Raw genomic sequence first — 16,005 nt, forward strand, 5'->3', positions numbered from 1 at the left:
TGGGCGCGGTGAACGGTTCCCTCACCGACGTCCCCGGCCTCGAGGTCGGCCACGTCACCCGCCGGGGCGACGGCTGGCTCACCGGGGTCACCGCCGTCCTCGTCCCCCCGGGCACCGTCGGCGGGGTCGACGTGCGCGGCGGCGGGCCCGGGACCCACGAGACCGACGCCCTCGACCCGCGGACCCTCGTGCCGACGGTCGACGCCGTCGTGCTCGCCGGAGGTTCCGCCTACGGCCTCGTCACCGCCCACGGCGTGCAGCGGTGGCTCGCCGAGCGGGGCCGTGGGTTCCCCGTCGGTCCCGGCCCGGGCGAGGTCGTCCCGATCGTGCCCGCCGCGGCGGTCTTCGACCTCGGTCGCGGTGGGGTCTTCGGCCACCACCCCACCGAGCAGATGGGCTACGACGCAGCCGCTTCCGCCCACCCCGGCCCCGTCGAGCGCGGGGTCGTGGGCGCCGGGACCGGTGCGGTCGTCGGGGGCCGGTTCAAGGGCGGGGTGGGGTCCGCCTCGGCGCGTTCGGGCGAGGTGGTCGTGGCGGCGCTCGCGGTCGTCAACGCCGTGGGGCTGCCCGTGGCGGGGCCTGCTGCCGGACCCGTGGAACCGGGGCCGCTGAACACCACGCTCGTCGTGGTCGCCACGAACGCGCTGCTCGACCCGGCGGAGACGTCGCGGACCGCGACGGTCGCCCACGACGGCCTGGCCCGGGCGCTGAACCCCGTGCACACCCTCGCCGACGGCGACACCGTCTTCGCGCTCGCGACGGGGACGGTCCCGCTCGCGGCGGAGCGGGCCGCCCGGGTCCACGAACTCGTGGACCTGCAGCGGGTCACCGCCGACGTCGTGCGGGACGCGGTGCTGGACGGCATCGCGAGCGCCGAGACGGTCGGTCCGTTCGCGCGCTACCCGGGCTGAGGTTCAGGCGCCCGCGTGGCGCAGGTCGATGGTGCGGGCGACGGGGCCGGCGCTGCGGACCCGGCCCTTGCCGGAACCCTTCGCCTCGTACATCGCGGCGTCGGCCTGCTGCAGGACGCGCGCGGCGTCCTGGTCGAGGTCCGCCATCGCGAGCCCGACGCTGATGCCGACCTTGAACTCCCAGCCGGCGACGGGGAAGGGGTCGGTCATCGCGGCGACGACGCGTTCGGCGACGGCGGCCGCGGCGGCCTCGTCGGGCAGGTCGGGGCAGACGACGGCGAACTCGTCGCCCCCGAGGCGGGCCACGGTGTCGCCGGGACGGACGGCCGCGGCGAGGCGCTCGGCGACACCGATGAGGACGTGGTCGCCGGCGGCGTGGCCACCGGTGTCGTTGACGGGCTTGAAGTCGTCGAGGTCGCAGTAGAGCAGCGCGACGTGGTTGCCGCTGCGGTGGGCGGCGGACAGCGCGTGCCGCAGCCGGTCCTCGAGGAGGGTGCGGTTGGGCAGGCCGGTCAGCGGGTCGTGCAGCGCGGCCTCGCGCAGGCGGCGCTGGACGAGGCGACGCTGGGTGACGTCGGCGACCTGGACGACGGCGCCGACCTCGCCCGGACCGTTCTCGCCCGGGGTCGGCCAGGCCGCTGCCGCCAGTTCCAGCCAGACCTCCCCGTCACCGTGCTGGAGCTCGGCGTGCCAGTGGGCGTTGCGACCGGCGACGACCTCGTCGGCCATCTCGGCGACGGCCGCGACGAAGGTCCCGCGCTGGTCGGGGTGGACCTGCTCGGCCCAGTCGGAACCGACCTCCACCTCGACCCCGAGCATCGACTGCAGACGGTCGTTGACGCGGGCGACGACGGCCGAACCGTCCGGGCGCAGCCGCAGCAGCGCGACCCCGAGGAGGGCGTCGTCGAAGGTCCGGCGGAACACCTCCTCGCGGCGGGAGGCGGTGACGACGGCCCGTTCGCGGGAGCGCACGACCAGCGACATGACCAGCGCGACGGCGCCGGAGGTGAAGAGCAGCGCCTGCAGCGCCACCGGCCCCTGCCCGCCGGCGGGGTGCACGCCGGCCCCGGCGGTCGCGATCACCGCGACGACGAGCTGGCAGGAGAGCGCGCGGCCGACCCCGAGACGGGCTGCGCCCCAGAGGATCGGCAGCACGACGAGGAACGACCAGGGTCCCACGGCACCGCGGTGGAGGACCGCGGCGGAGACGACGGCGGAGAGGATCAGGACGAGCAGCCACTCCGAGATCGCGGCCCGGGCGCGGTGGTCCCCGGTGCCGGCCCGCGGCGGGCGGGGCATCAGCATCAGCGGTGCGACGAGCAGGATGCCCAGCAGCTGGCTGAGGGCGTAGGCCACCGCGCTGCCGGACTCCGAGGTCTGCAGCAGCAGCGCGGCTGCGGACACCCCGGCCAGTGCGCCGGCGGTCAGGCGCCACGCGTCACGACCCCGTCGCAGGCGCAGACCGGTGCGCGAGCTCGCAGACTCCCCTCGGCCGAGCACGGAGACGACGGCAGCGCCGACCCCGCACTGCAGCGCCTGCGCGCTCGCGAGCACCGTGGCCCCGTCCCCGACCCCGCCGGGGAGCTTGCTCGCGGCCAGGGCCCCGACGAGCGTCCCGGCGACGCACCACCACCGCCGGGCCGGTCGGCGCACCGCCAGGGCCAGCGCCGCCCCCGCGGCCGGCCACCAGACGACGCCGGCCGGGCCCTCGGACCCGGCCAGGAACGGCGCCACCACCGACAGGGCCGCCACGACGACGGCGGTCGTGACCCCGAGCCGGACGCCGCCGCCACGCAGGCGCTGCGGCTGCTCCGTCCGTTCGTCCGAACGGTCGACGGTGTGGCCACCCGTCCGGAGGTCGTGGACTCTCGCGATCATGACCCCCTCCTCGGCAGGTCCGGCCGCGGACTTGAGTACTCCGTCCGGGTGAATCCGAATCGTGACCACGCCGGTACCGGACCGTCGTCGACCCGCTCCCGCGGCGGGGGAGCGACGCGCGCCCCGAGCGACCCGCCGCATCGGCGATCCTGGGGCGGTGAGCAGCTCCGGGATCCCGCACTCCTCCCACTGGGGGGCCTTCCACGCCACCTCCGACGGCGAGGGGCTGCGGGTCACCCCGCACCCCGACGACCCGGCGCCGTCGTCGTTGCTGCACAACGTCCCGGTCGCGGCCACCCCCACGGCGCGGGTGCTGCGACCGCACGTGCGCCGCGGCTGGTGGGAGGACGGACCCGGACCCGACGAGCGCCGGGGCCGCGACGAGTTCCTCGCCGTCGGGTGGGACGAACTGCTCGACCGGGTCGCGGCCGACTACACCCGGGTGCTCGCGGAGCACGGCCCGCGGGCCGTCTACGCCGGGTCCTACGGCTGGGCCAGCGCCGGCCGCTTCCACCACTCCCAGAGCCAGCTGCACCGGTTCTCCAACGTCCTGGGCGGTGCCGTCCGCTCCACGTGGACGTACAGCCACGGCGTCGGTGAGGTGCTGATGCCGCGGATCGTCGGCAGCCAGGAACCGCTGATCTCGCCCACCGCGTGGAGCAGCGTCGAGGCCCACAGCGACCTCGTCATCGCCTTCGGCGGGTTGCCTGCGAAGAACTCCGAGGTCGCCAGCGGCGGCATCAGCCGGCACGAGGTGGCCGGGCGGCTGCGGTCGGCGAAGGCGCGCGGCGCCGAGTTCGTCCTGGTGTCCCCGCTGCGCGACGACCTCGCCACCGAGCTCGACGCCGACTGGCTCGACGTCGTCCCGGGGACCGACACGGCGCTGCTGCTGGCGATGTGCCACGTCCTGCTCACCGACGGCACCTGCGACGCGGACTTCCTCGCGACGCACACCGCGGGTTCGCCGGAGTTCCTGCACTCCCTGCGCGGGGGCGACGACGGGATCGAGAAGACCCCGGAGTGGGCGGCGGAGATCTGCGGGATCCCCGCCGGGCGCATCCGCGACCTCGCCCGCCGTGCCGTCCGCGGCCGGACCATGGTCATGGTCAGCTGGTCCGTGGCCCGCGCCCGGTTCGGGGAGCAACCCCTGTGGGCCGCCGTCGCGTTCGCCGCGATGATCGGCCAGATCGGCCTGCCCGGGGGCGGTTTCGGGCACGGCTACGCCTCCACCGGTGGTGTCGGGAAACGCGCCGGCAGCTACCCGCTGCCGACGTTCCCGCAGTTCGCCGACCCGTTGCGGGTCCGCATCCCCGTCGCCCGCATCTCCGACGCCCTGCTGCACCCCGGCGAACCGTACGAGGTCGACGGTCGGCACGAGGACTACCCGCACCTGCGGATCGTGCACTGGGCGGGGGGCAACCCCTTCCACCACCACCAGGACCTGCAGCGCCTGCAGCGCGCGTTCCGCGCGGCCGAGACGGTCATCGTCCACGACCCGTTCTGGACCTCCACCGCCCGCCACGCCGACGTCGTGTTCGCCGCGACGACGACCCTGGAACGCGACGACATCGGCGCCGCCCGCTACGACGACCGGCTCATCGCGATGGGCCGGGTGCACGCCCCCCTCGGCGAGGCCCGCGACGACCACGCCGTCCTCGCCGACCTCGCGCGGCGCCTCGGCGTCGGTGACCGGTTCACCGAGGGGCGCACGGCGCAGGAGTGGGTCGAGCACCTCTACGAGGAGTGGCGTTCCGGCCCGGCGGCCCGGGCCGGGATCCTCGCCCCGACCTACGCCGAGTTCGTCGCCGCGGGGGAGTTCGCGCTGCCCGTCGAACCCGGCGAGAAGGTCATGTTCGCCTCCTTCCGGGCGGACCCGGAGACGTTCCCGTTGCGCACCCCCAGCGGCCGGATCGAACTGCACTCGAGCACCATCGCGGGTTTCGGCTACGACGACTGCCCCGGCCACCCCGTCTGGCTGGCGCCCGAGGAGGAACCCGACGGGGAGTTCCCGCTGCGGTTGGTGGCGAACAACCCCGCGACGCGGCTGCACAGCCAGCTCGACCACGGCGCGACGTCGCAGGCGGGCAAGGTCGCCGGCCGCGAACCCGTCCGCATGCACGCCCGCGACGCCGCCGCCCGGGGACTGCACGACGGTCAGGTCGTCGTGCTGCGCAGCCGCCGCGGCAGTTGCCTGGGGGGACTCGTCGTCTCCGACGCCGTCCGGGAGGGCGTCGTGCAGATGTCCACCGGTTCCTGGTTCGACCCCGTCGCGGGGGCCGCGGCCGGGGTCACCTGCGGGTACGGCAACGTCAACGTCCTCACCCGCGACGTCGGTTCCTCCCGGCTCGCGCAGGCCTGCACCGGTCAGCACGCGACGGTCCAGGTCAGCGCCTTCGACGGAGTTCCGCCGCGGGTGACGATCTTCGACCAGCCGTAGCGGCGGAAACGGCTGGCCCCGGGGTCGGGGAACCCGGCAGGCTCGCGACGTGCTCCCCGTCGACCTGCACCCCTTCGCCGACCTCCGCCTCGTCGTGCCGGACCCCGAGGGTGACGTCGAACTGCGCACCGGGGACCTCGACGGGGTCGTGGAACTCGCCGCGGTCGCGGCCCGCGGCGTCCACGCCCCCGGCGCCATGCCCTTCGCGAACCCCTGGACCGACGGCGAACCGGCCGAACGCGCCCGCCGGACCCTGCGCTGGCAGCTCAGCGGCTGGAGCGGCTGGTCACCGCAGGCGTGGCGCCTCGACTTCGTCGTCCGCCGGGGCGGGGTCGTCGTCGGGACGCAGTCCCTGGAGGCGAACGGGTTCCCCGTGCTGCGCGAGGTCGTCACCGGGTCCTGGCTCGGCCTGGAGCACCAGGGCCGCGGGACCGGACCGCTCATGCGGGCGGCCGTCCTGCACCTGGCGTTCGAGGGGTTCGGCGCGGTCTGCGCCCGCAGCGAGGCCTACCTCGACAATCCGCGTTCGCTCGCGGTCTCGCGCCGGCTCGGCTACCGGGAGGACGGACAGCACCGGAGCGTGCGCAGGGGAGGTGTCGCGGTGCAGCAGCGCCTGCGCCTCGACGTCGCCGACTGGGCGGCCGGACCCCGCCGCGAGGTGCGCCTGCAGGGCGTGGAACCCGCCCGCGCCGCGCTCGTCCCGGGTGTCCCATAGCGCGCCGGCCGGTGAACTTCAAGGTTTCGTCCCGTGAGTGCTGCGTTCGGGTCCGAGCGCTGCTCCGCGTGGGGCATCATGGAGCCCCGAACACGGTGCGCCCTCGTCCTGAGGCGCGGCACCGCCGAGGTGCGGAGGTGCCGCAGGTGACGACCGAGGGCTGGCCTGACGACAGGCTGACCTCATCCGACGCTCCTTCGCTCGTCCGTCACCACGCGGGACCCGCTGACGATCCGGACCGGTACGAGCTGCTCGGTGAGGCCGAAGGCGCCGACGAGGCGTGGCACGTGATCGACCACCGTGCCGCGACCGGTGAGGCGCTGTTCACCCTGGCCGCGTTGCGGCCGACGGTCACCGACGGCCTCGAGGTCGTGCACGAGGGCGACGACAACGGCGACGACGTGGTCACGACCCCGCCCGAGGTGCTGTGGCGCGAACGCGCCGCCGGTCTCGCCCGGGTCCGCCACGCCCGCCTGGCCGGGGTCGTCTCCACGTTCGCGGGCCCCGCCCCGCACCGGCCGGGCCGGGCCGACCCCGACGCCCGGGAGTGGAACTACGCCGTCCTCGAGCAGGCCGCGGGGCGCTCCGTCGCCGACTGGCTGCGCGACGACCCGGGCGCCAGCGTCGAGGAACGCTTCACCGTCCTCGCGACCGCCGCCGGCGTCCTGCAGGAACTGCACCGCGGTTCCGAGGACGCCCCGCCCGTCGTGCACGGCGACATCACCCCGCGTTCGGTCCGCCTCGGCGGGTTCTGGCCCGCGGACGGGGTCCGGCTCTCCGGCGCCAGCCTCGGCGGCCTGCGCCGCGGTCCCGTCGCGCAGCGCTCCGTCGGCGCCTACACCGCCCCGGAGGTCCGCGAGGGGGCGCTGCCCTCGGCCGCCAGCGACGTCTTCGGCTTCGGTGCGACCGCCGTCCTGATCCTCACCGGCATGCCGCCCTCGACCTCCCCGGACGGTGTCCTCGACCCCGCCCTGGTGAAGCGGCAGCTCGCCGCGGCGACGCTGACGGCCCAGCACCCGGGACTCGGCCACCTCCTGCTGCAGGCGCTGTCCGCCGACCCCGCCCAGCGCCCCGACCGCCTGCCCGCGTGGGTGAACGGGATGCGCGCCTTCGTCGAACCGCGTCCTTCGCTGGACCCCTACGACGGCACCGACTTCCCGCCCGCGGTCCTCGCGGCCCCGGTCGCGCGCGAGGCACGGTCGCTGCCCAAGCGGCCGGTCGTCGTCGTGGTCGGCGCGTTGCTCCTGGCCACCGCGGGGACGGCCGTCGCGATCGCGGCCGTGCAGCAGGGCCGGTTGAAGGACGTCCCCAACCCGGTCGCGATCGTCCAGCCGCCCCGGACGGCGGACTCCCTGCCGACGTCGTCGGCGCCGGCCGCTCCCGCGGCCACCGACGGGTCCTCGAGCACGTCCTCCGGTGCGCAGGCCCCCTCGACCCGGCGGTCGTCGTCGTCCACCTCCGCCACGACGGGGGCCTCGGTCCCACCGACCGACCCCGCCCTCGTGCCGCCGCCCTCGCTCCCCCCCGCGGCCGCACCGCCCGCGCTCGCGCAGACGACCGCGCCCGTCGTCCCGCCGGCCGCGACGCCGACGACCTCGGTGATCCCGCCCTCGGGTGGAGTCGGCGGGGGGATCGGCGCCCCGCCGCTGCCGCAGGGGACCCGCACCCCGGGCGGACCCTCCAGCACTCCACCGACGTCCACCCCGCCGACGTCCACCCCACCGACGTCCACCCCTCCCACGACGACCGGCCCGACCTCGCCCGGCGGCACCGGGTCCCTCCCGCCGAGCAGCACCCCACCGGGCGGGTCGGCGTCCCCGTCGAGCAGACCGACGATGACCTTGGGCGGCCTGCCGACCCCCGTCGGCGAGCCGACCCCCTAGCCGACCTCCCGGTCGGCCCTCAGTCCGCGACCCGGGCCCGGCCGCGGCCCTGCGTCAGCGCGCAGACGCCGTAGCCGACGCCCAGGACCACGGCGACCCCGCCGAGCCGGCCGTCGGCGGGTACGAGCACGACGGCCGCGGCGCACGCCAGGCAGTAGCTCACGTTGAACACCAGGTCGTAGGCCGTGAAGACCCGCCCGCGGAAGGCGTCGTCGACCGTGCGCTGGACGACGGTGTCGACGCCGATCTTCGCGCCCTGACCCCCGAGCCCGAGGAAGCCGGCCGCCACCGCCAGCGCGACCGGCGACTGCGTCAGCCCGATCGCGACCTGAGCCGCACCCGCCACGAGCAGGCAGACCCGGATCCAGGCGTGGACCCGTCCGCGCCTGGCCCCCCACGGCGCCAGGACCGCCGCGGCCCCCGACCCCGCCGCGACCGCCCCCAGCAGCAGCCCCAACGCGGCCAACCCGGCCGCCGGGTCGTCGACGTCGGCCAACGTGGTGCGGCACAGCACGACCATCGCCACCGTCGTCAGCCCGAAGGACCAGCGGTGCCACGCGATCAACCCCAGGGCACCCGCCGCGGGAAGCCGGTCGCGCAGGTGCGCCACCCCCGCCACGACGTCCGCGACGCCGGCGCGGAACCCCCGCGCGGACGTCCCCGCGGAACCCGGTGGCGGCCCCAGCAGCTCCCGGGGGAAGAGCAGCGCCAGGCCACCGGCGACGACGTAGCCGATCGCGGCGACCAGCAGCGCCGCGACGTCCGCCCCACCACCCGGCCCGACGACGGCCGTCACCCCGACCGCCGCGACGGCGCCGGCCCCGGCCGCGACGGTCCCCGCCGTCGGGGTCACCGAGTTCGCCAGGACGAAGCGCTCCGGCGCCACCACGTGCGGCAACGCCGCCGACAACCCCGCCAGCAGGGCGCGGTTCACCGACAGCACCGCCAAGGCCAGCACCCCCACCGCCACGTCGCCGGCCCCCGTGAACAGGGCCCCGGCCGCGACGAGGGCCAACCCGCCCCGCAGCAGGTTCCCGTGGCCCAGGACCGAGCGGCGGGACGTGCGGTCCAGCAGCACCCCCGCCCACGGACCGACGACGGTGAACGGCAGCAGCAGCACGGCCGCTGCGAACGCGACCCCCGCCGGCGTCGCCTGCCGCTCGGGGGAGAAGAAGAACAGCGACGCCAACCCGGCCTGGAAGATCCCGTCACAGGCCTGCCCCGTGAGGCGCACCCCCATGAGGTGGCGGTAGCGGCCGGTGCGCAGCAGCCCGCCCAGCTCGTGCAGCACCCCGCTCTGCGACGTGGTCTCCGCGGTCGGCACGCGCCACACCGTAGCGATCACCGGGCGACCTCGGGAGGGTTGCCGAGAGGGCTGTGGAGGTGTGGTGCACACCCGGTCGGCCCAGCACCGGCGGCGGGCGGCACCCGCGGCTCGACGCATACTGGGAAGGTCAAGCACCCAGGGCGTGGTGCCGAAGGCCGCGCCGCGCGCAGCCGATGGATCGGCAGCACCCAGGACGCGACCGGCGCGGGAGAGAGTCCCCGCGCCGACGCGCACGACCGCCGGAGGACCAGACACACGTGGCCGCACGACGACCCGCACCCAGCTCGCCGACCCCGCGTCGGGGCGCTCCGAAGCGTCGTCCGCGCCGTCGCACGATCCTCGGCTGGCTCCTCGGGCTCTTCCTCACCGGCATCGCGCTCGCCGTCGGCGGGTTCGCCGCCGCCTACGCGCTGGTGAAGGTCCCCGACCCGAACAAGCTCGCCGACGCCCAGACCAGCACCGTCTACTACTCCGACGGCACCACCGTGATCGGCACGTTCGCGGCCCGCAACCGCGAGAACGTGTCGCTGGACCAGGTGCCGGACAGCGTCCAGAAGGCCGTCCTCGCCGCCGAGGACCGCAGCTTCTACGACAACCGCGGCGTGTCGCCGACGGGCATCGCGCGGGCGGTCTGGACCAACGTGAGCGACGGGACGAGCCAGGGCGGCTCGACGCTCACCCAGCAGTACGTCAAGAACTACTACCTCTCCGCCGAGCAGTCCTACAAGCGGAAGTTCGAGGAGTTCTTCATCTCGCTGAAGATCGACCAGCAGCAGACGAAGGACGAGACCCTCGAGAACTACCTGAACACCGTCTACTTCGGTCGTGGGGCGTGGGGGATCCAGGCCGCGTCGCAGGCCTACTTCGGGGTCGACGCCGCGCAGTTGAACGTGTCGCAGGGCGCGCTGCTCGCCGCCCTCCTGAAGGGCCCCGGCAACTACGACCCGCGCAAGGGCGAGACGCAGGCCGCGGCCGCGAAGGCGCGCGTCGAGTACGTCCTCGACGGGATGGTCACCGAGGGCTGGTTGTCGGCGGCCGACCGCGCGACCGCCGGTCTGCCCGACACCATCGAGCAGCAGCCGAACACGCAGTGGTCCGGCACGAACGGGTACCTGCTGAAGACCGTCGAGAACGAACTCTCCGGGACCGTGGGGCTGTCCGAGGAGGACATCGAACGCGGCGGGCTGAAGATCGTCACGACGTTCGACGTGAACTCCCAGAAGGCGGCCGAGGCCGCCGTCGCGGACCAGTTGCCGGCGAAGCGGCCGGAGGGTTTCCACGTCGCGCTGTCCGCGATCGACCCCAAGACCGGTGGGGTCAGGGCCATGTACGGCGGTGCGGACTACCTCACCACGCAGTTCAACGACGTGACGCAGGCCCGCGCGCAGGCCGGTTCGACGTTCAAGCCGTTCGCCCTCGTGGCCGGGTTGGAACAGGGATACTCGCTGAAGACCACCTTCAACGGGTCCAGCCCGCAGACGGTGGACGGGAACCCGTTCAAGAACTTCGGTCGCGAGCAGTTCGGCACCATCGATCTCGTCACGGCCACCGAGCACTCGGTCAACACCGTCTACGCCCAGCTCAACGAAGAGGTCACTCCCGCGAAGACCCGGGACGTCGCCGTCGCAGCCGGGTACCCGGAGGACTCCGCCACGGGGACGGCCGGGGACCAGTACATCGCCAACGTCCTCGGCACCGCGTCGCCGCACCCGATCGACGTGACCCAGTCCTACGCGACGTTCGCGGCCCAGGGCACCCGCACCCAGTGGCACACCATCGCCAGCATCGACGACACCTCCGGCACCCGGACCTACACCGCGTCGCCCACGACGACGCAGGCGTTCCCCGCCGACGTGGCCGCCGACGCCACCTACGCCATGGAGCAGGTCGTGCAGTCCGGGACGGGTTCCTACGCCAAACGGCTGAACCGTCCCGCCGCGGGGAAGACGGGCACCACGAACGACAACCTGGCGGCCTGGTTCGCGGGGTTCACGCCGAACCTCGCCGCCTCCGTCGCGTTGTTCCAGACCAGCCCCGACGGCACGAAGAACGTCTCCCTCGACCTCGGTGGCGGTGAGGTCACCGGTGGTTCCTACCCGGTGCGCATCTGGACGGCCTTCATGAAGGCCGCCCTCCAGGGCGTCGACGAGGAGGACTTCCCGGCGCGCGCGAACGTCGGCGTCTCGAAGGGGTCGACGTCCAGCGGCTCGTCCTCCTCGAGGTCGTCGTCCTCGACCACCTCGCAGTCCCCGACGGACAGCCCGACGGACTCCCCGACGGACACCGCGACGCAGACCCCGACGGACTCCCCGACGGGTGACCCCACCGGCAGCCCGACCGGGACGCCGTCCGGTTCCCCCAGCAGCTCCTCGAGCTCTTCCTCCTCGTCGTCCTCGTCCTCGTCGAGCAGCAGTTCGTCCTCGTCCGGGGGCAGCGGTGACGGCGGGAACCCCGGTGGCCAGGGCGCTGCCGCCGCGACCCAGGACGCCGCGGCCGCCACCGGTGCCGCGAGCGCCGCGAGCGCCGGGTAGGGGAAGCTGAGGGGGTGAGCACCGAGTCCCCCGGTCACACCGGCCCTGCCACCCCGGCGAAGCCTCCGCAGGTCCCCTCGGTCCCGCCGACCGCGGTGGACGCCCTGGCCCGTGCGGGCAGCGAGGTCCTCGGCGGTCCGGCCGGCCGTCGCCTCGCCGGTGACGGCCCGTGGTGGGCGCGAGCGCTCCCCGTCGCGGTGTCGCTGACGGCGGTCGCCGTCGCGCTGGGCGCCGTCGGCAAGCACCACTGCCGCACCCTCGGCTGGAACACCCCGGACCAGTTCGTCCACGCCTGCTACACCGACCTGCCGGTCGTCTACACGTCCTCGGGACTGGCGAACGGCCTCGGCCCCTACGCCGACGGTGTCTCGTTGAACCAGCCGCCGGTGACCTCCGCGCTGGCCTGGCTCGTCGCCCGGTTCGCGCCGCACGAGGTGACGGTCACCGCGCAGCGGGTCTACTTCGACCTCTCGACGGTCCTGCTGCTCGTGGCGGCCCTGGTCGTGACGATCGCGGTCTGGACGATGGCCGGTCGCCGTCGCGGCTGGGACGCGCTGCTCGTGGCCGTCAGTCCCGTGCTGGCGCTCTCGGCCCTGCTGTCCTTCGACCTCGCCGGCGTCGCGCTGGCCACCGCCGGGATGGCCTGCTGGGCCCGACGCCGTCCGGTGCCGGCGGGGATCCTGCTGGGTCTCGCCGTCGCGACCCGCACCTACCCGGTGCTGATCCTGCTCGCGATCGTGCTGCTCGCGGTGCGCACCGGCCGGTTCCGCGGGGCGGCGACGACGGTGGGCGCCGCGCTCGCGGCGTGGCTCGCCGTCGACCTGCCGTTCGCCGTGACGAACGTCGACGCCTGGAGCGCCTACCTGCGGGCGTTCTTCGACCAGCGCGCCGGGTACGGATCGCTCTGGGTCCTGCCGCAACTGGCCCAGCAGGCCGTCGACGCCACGAACACCTCCGGTCTGCCGGGCCCCGCCGTCGTGGTCCTGACCATCGGTGCGTGGGTCGTCTGGACCGTCCTCGTCGGGGTGTTCGTGCTGTGGGCGCCGCGACGTCCCCGGCTGGTGCAGGTCGCGTTCCTGCTGGTCGCCGGCTACTGCGCGCTCGGGGTGTCCTTCCCCCCGCAGGCCGCGTTGTGGCTGCTGCCGCTGGCCGCCCTGGCGGTCCCCCGCTGGCGCGACCAGGTGCTCTGGTGGGTGGCCGAAGGGGCCTACTTCGGGGCCGTCTGGCTCTACATCGCGGGGCAGACCAACACCAACCGGGCGTTGCCGCCCGAGTTGTACGCGATGGTCCTCCTCGTGCGGCTGGCCGCGATCGCCTGGCTGGTGGTCTGCGTCGTGCGCGAGGTGCGGACGCCGTCGACCGACGCCGTCCGCGCGACCCGCGGACTGGACGACCCGACCGGTGGCGACTTCGACGGGGCGCCCGACGCGCTGGTCGTGCGCGTCGCCTGAGGCGCCGTCCGCCGCCGTCCGCGTCGTCCGTGCGTGCACAGGCCCGACCGCGGCCCCCGCCTGTGGAGGACCGCAGGGGCCCGTCCGGCCGCTGCGGCAGGGTGGGCGTCCTGGGGCCGGTAGACTCGTGTGGTTCCCCGACCGTTCGCACCTGTGAGCGGGTGGGGGAAGACACGCACCGAGACCCTCCTGCCACGGAGAGACCGTGGCCGCATGAGACCGAAGGAGGTGGGGAATGAGCGCGCGTCAGTACGAGCTCATGGTGATCCTCGACGCGGAACTGGAAGAACGGACGGTCGCCCCGTCCCTCGACCGCTTCCTCAACGTCGTTCGTCAGGGCGGTGGCGAGGTCGGCAAGGTCGACATCTGGGGCCGCCGTCGGCTCGCTTACGACATCAAGAAGAAGTCCGAGGGCATCTACGCCGTCGTCGAGCTCACCACCGAGCCCGCCGTCGCGCAGGAGCTCGACCGCCAGCTGAACCTCAACGAGGGTGTGCTGCGCACCAAGCTTCTGCGAGCCGAGGCTGCCTGATGGCGGGTGAAACCGTCATCACGCTGATCGGGAACCTCACGAACGACCCCGAACTGCGCTTCACCCCGTCGGGTGCCGCGGTGGCCAACTTCACGGTCGCCTCGACGCCCCGCACGTTCGACCGTCAGTCGAACGAGTGGAAGGACGGCGAGACGCTGTTCATGCGTTGCGCGATCTGGCGCGAAGCGGCGGAGAACGTCGCCGAGTCGCTCACGCGCGGCACGCGGGTCGTGGTGACCGGTCGGTTGCAGTCGCGGACCTTCGACACGAAGGAAGGCGAGAAGCGGACCGTCATCGAGATGCAGGTCGACGAGGTCGGCCCCTCGCTGCGCTACGCCACCGCGAAGGTCAACAAGACCTCCCGCGGCGGTAGTGGTGGTGGCGGCGGTTTCGGTGGCGGCGGTGGCGGAGGGTTCTCCGGCGGCTCCGGCTCCGGCGGCGCCAACTCCGGCGGGGGCAACTCCGGCGGCGGTGGCGGCGGCTGGGGTGGCGGTTCCGGCGGCAGCGCCCCGCAGCAGCAGGACGACCCCTGGGCGACCGGCCCGTCCGGCGGCGGAAACGCTTCCGGTGGCGGCGGTGGCTGGGGCGGCGCGTCCAACGACGACCCGCCGTTCTGAGCGACTGGACTGCGGCATTCAGAGAGACCGGTGACCCGGAGGCCAGTCCTCCGCGACCCGCGTCTCATCGACCTCACGACAGCGACCCCGTCGCCGTCCGCCAGGTCGCACACAAGACGTCATCCCAGGTCTGAACCCCTGGGCTCTCACGAGAGGGGAGCACCACGATGGCCAAGGTGCCCGTGCGCAAGCCCAAGAAGAAGCAGAACCCGCTCAAGGCCGCCAAGATCGAGGCGGTCGACTACAAGGACACTGCGCTGCTGCGCAAGTTCATCTCCGACCGCGGCAAGATCCGCGCTCGTCGGGTGACCGGTGTGTCCGTCCAGGAGCAGCGTCAGATCGCCAAGGCGATCAAGAACGCTCGTGAGATGGCGCTGCTGCCCTACAGCAGCTCCGCGCGCTGAGAAGGGGGAACGAGATGAAGCTCATCCTCACCCACGAGGTCTCCGGCCTCGGGACCCCCGGCGACATCGTCGAGGTCAAGGACGGCTACGGCCGCAACTTCCTGCTTCCCCGCAACCTGGCCACTCCGTGGACCAAGGGTGGCGAGAAGCAGGTCGAGACGATCAGCAAGGCCCGCAAGGCCCGCGCGATCGCCAGCCTCGACGAGGCCAAGTCCGTCAAGCAGTCGCTCGAGGCTCGTACGGTGGCGTTCGCCGCTCGTACCGGTCGCGGTGGCCGCCTGTTCGGTGCGGTGACCCCGTCCGACGTCGCGAACGCTGTGAGCGCCGCCGGTGGGCCGTCGATCGACAAGCGCAAGGTCGAGATCCTGCAGCCGATCAAGACGACCGGTCAGCACAAGGCTCTCGTCCGTCTGCACGCGGACGTCTCCGCGACGGTGACCATCGACGTCGTCGAGGCCACCGCCTGAGAGCGGTTCAGCACTGAACGAAGGCCGGTCGCGCGCTGCGCGGCCGGCCTTCGTCGTTCCCACGGCGGGCCCGATCCGTCCGCCGTCCCCGAAAAGCGGTGGTCCCCGATCGCGCGGCGTCGATACCGTCGTCGCTTCCTGCCGGTCGACCGAGGGCGAGCCGTTGTCCGTTCTGTGAGAACTCCCGAGAGCTGATGTGTCGCGCGCCGGCTCCGTGCCGCGTGCTCCTCCTGCTTGCGGAAACTCACCGAACGGTGCCCCTCCATGCCCACGACCTGGGCGGTCACGCCCACCTGCCTGCCCCTCATCGTCCGTCGTTGCCCCCGGTGCGGTCACGACCGCTTCGCGCCCAGCGGGAGGTTCCGCGTCAACGCCAGCGGCAAGCTGCTCGACGCCTGGCTCCTGGCGCTCTGCACGACCTGCGGCGAGACCCTCAAGGTCCCCGTGCTGGGACGGGTGCACGTCCGCCGGGTGCCGGCGGATCTGCTGAACCGCCTCCACCGCAACGACGTCGACCTCGTCGCGGATCTGCTCCACGGGGCGCCGGCCCTCCGCCACGTCGTCCTGGACTGGACAGGCGCCTGGCGGCTGGACACCGGCGGAGCGTCGGTCCCGTCGGACCCGAACGCGGTGCTCGAGGTGTTGGTGCGGGTGGAGGCGCGGATCCCCGTCCGACCGGTCCGTCTCCTCGCCGCCGGCCTCGGACTGTCGCGGGCCCAGGTCGAGCGGTGGGGCGAGAGCGGGACGATCGTCGCGTCGGTGGACCTGCGCGGCAGGGTGTCCGGCGACTTCGCCTTCCTGCTCAAGCGCTGAACGCACGACGGGCCCGGCCCCCCGCGGGGGACCGGGCCG

At 74.1% G+C, this 16,005-nt stretch carries 13 protein-coding genes; 11 read left to right on the forward strand and 2 right to left on the reverse strand.

The window, feature by feature from the left end:
* The first annotated feature begins 8 nt into the window (after positions 1–8).
* Positions 9–911, forward strand: coding sequence for a P1 family peptidase (locus tag SJY07_RS14665; protein WP_380160087.1), 903 nt, complete (start codon positions 9–11; stop codon positions 909–911).
* 3 nt (positions 912–914) lie between these two features.
* On the opposite strand, the gene SJY07_RS14670 is transcribed toward SJY07_RS14665, so the two are convergent.
* The gene (locus tag SJY07_RS14670; RefSeq protein WP_380160089.1) at positions 915–2,789 is read right to left on the reverse strand and encodes a diguanylate cyclase domain-containing protein; all 1,875 of its coding nucleotides are present in this window, start codon (positions 2,787–2,789) and stop codon (positions 915–917) included.
* A gap of 157 nt (positions 2,790–2,946) precedes the next feature.
* Here SJY07_RS14670 and SJY07_RS14675 point away from each other — a divergent pair, with 157 nt between their 5' ends.
* From SJY07_RS14675 to SJY07_RS14685, 3 genes are all read left to right on the forward strand, one after another.
* Complete coding sequence (locus tag SJY07_RS14675; protein ID WP_380160091.1) at positions 2,947–5,226, forward strand: molybdopterin-dependent oxidoreductase; 2,280 nt, start codon at positions 2,947–2,949, stop codon at positions 5,224–5,226.
* Positions 5,227–5,275: 49 nt separating this feature from the next.
* Positions 5,276–5,941: a GNAT family N-acetyltransferase gene (locus tag SJY07_RS14680; RefSeq protein ID WP_380160093.1), complete on the forward strand. Its 666-nt coding sequence runs from the start codon at positions 5,276–5,278 to the stop codon at positions 5,939–5,941.
* 287 nt (positions 5,942–6,228) lie between these two features.
* The gene (locus SJY07_RS14685; protein WP_380160094.1) at positions 6,229–7,824 is read left to right on the forward strand and encodes a hypothetical protein; all 1,596 of its coding nucleotides are present in this window, start codon (positions 6,229–6,231) and stop codon (positions 7,822–7,824) included.
* 19 nt (positions 7,825–7,843) lie between these two features.
* Here SJY07_RS14685 and SJY07_RS14690 read toward each other — a convergent pair whose 3' ends face one another.
* Positions 7,844–9,148: an MFS transporter gene (locus tag SJY07_RS14690; protein ID WP_380160096.1), complete on the reverse strand. Its 1,305-nt coding sequence runs from the start codon at positions 9,146–9,148 to the stop codon at positions 7,844–7,846.
* Positions 9,149–9,408: 260 nt separating this feature from the next.
* On the opposite strand from SJY07_RS14690, the gene SJY07_RS14695 reads away from it, so the two are divergent.
* The 7 genes from SJY07_RS14695 to SJY07_RS14725 all read left to right on the forward strand — a co-directional run bounded on the left by SJY07_RS14695 (position 9,409) and on the right by SJY07_RS14725 (position 15,966).
* Positions 9,409–11,682 (forward strand): transglycosylase domain-containing protein, encoded by a 2,274-nt coding sequence (locus SJY07_RS14695; RefSeq protein WP_380160098.1) that lies wholly within the window; start codon positions 9,409–9,411, stop codon positions 11,680–11,682.
* 14 nt (positions 11,683–11,696) lie between these two features.
* Positions 11,697–13,133, forward strand: a complete 1,437-nt coding sequence (locus tag SJY07_RS14700) for a glycosyltransferase 87 family protein (RefSeq protein ID WP_328293498.1) — start codon at positions 11,697–11,699, stop codon at positions 13,131–13,133.
* 235 nt (positions 13,134–13,368) lie between these two features.
* On the forward strand, positions 13,369–13,665 hold the full coding sequence (gene rpsF / locus SJY07_RS14705; RefSeq protein WP_328293497.1) for a 30S ribosomal protein S6: 297 nt from the start codon (positions 13,369–13,371) through the stop codon (positions 13,663–13,665).
* Entirely contained in the window at positions 13,665–14,282 is a 618-nt protein-coding gene (locus SJY07_RS14710) for a single-stranded DNA-binding protein (RefSeq protein ID WP_328293496.1), read from the forward strand. The genes rpsF and SJY07_RS14710 overlap by 1 nt, the downstream gene beginning before the upstream one ends.
* 167 nt (positions 14,283–14,449) lie before the next feature.
* The gene (gene rpsR / locus SJY07_RS14715; RefSeq protein WP_012085900.1) at positions 14,450–14,686 is read left to right on the forward strand and encodes a 30S ribosomal protein S18; all 237 of its coding nucleotides are present in this window, start codon (positions 14,450–14,452) and stop codon (positions 14,684–14,686) included.
* Positions 14,687–14,700: 14 nt separating this feature from the next.
* Positions 14,701–15,153, forward strand: a complete 453-nt coding sequence (gene rplI / locus SJY07_RS14720) for a 50S ribosomal protein L9 (protein ID WP_328293495.1) — start codon at positions 14,701–14,703, stop codon at positions 15,151–15,153.
* A gap of 264 nt (positions 15,154–15,417) precedes the next feature.
* Positions 15,418–15,966 carry a DUF1062 domain-containing protein gene (locus SJY07_RS14725; RefSeq protein WP_380160102.1) on the forward strand — a complete coding sequence of 183 codons (549 nt, stop codon included), beginning with the start codon at positions 15,418–15,420 and terminating at the stop codon, positions 15,964–15,966.
* The last annotated feature ends 39 nt before the right edge of the window (positions 15,967–16,005 follow it).

The sequence above is a fragment of the Kineococcus sp. R86509 genome, from assembly GCF_042466365.1.
GTDB lineage: Bacteria > Actinomycetota > Actinomycetes > Actinomycetales > Kineococcaceae > Kineococcus.

Bases quoted from the DNA above. Each gene is read 5' to 3' on its own strand.
- SJY07_RS14710 (WP_328293496.1), top strand. From the start codon at position 13,665: ATGGCGGGTGAAACCGTCATCACGCTGATCGGGAACCTCACGAACGAC.
- rplI (WP_328293495.1), top strand. From the start codon at position 14,701: ATGAAGCTCATCCTCACCCACGAGGTCTCCGGCCTCGGGACCCCCGGC.
- rpsR (WP_012085900.1), top strand. From the start codon at position 14,450: ATGGCCAAGGTGCCCGTGCGCAAGCCCAAGAAGAAGCAGAACCCGCTC.
- SJY07_RS14725 (WP_380160102.1), top strand. From the start codon at position 15,418: ATGCCCACGACCTGGGCGGTCACGCCCACCTGCCTGCCCCTCATCGTC.
- rpsF (WP_328293497.1), top strand. From the start codon at position 13,369: ATGAGCGCGCGTCAGTACGAGCTCATGGTGATCCTCGACGCGGAACTG.
- SJY07_RS14670 (WP_380160089.1), bottom strand. From the start codon at position 2,789: ATGATCGCGAGAGTCCACGACCTCCGGACGGGTGGCCACACCGTCGAC.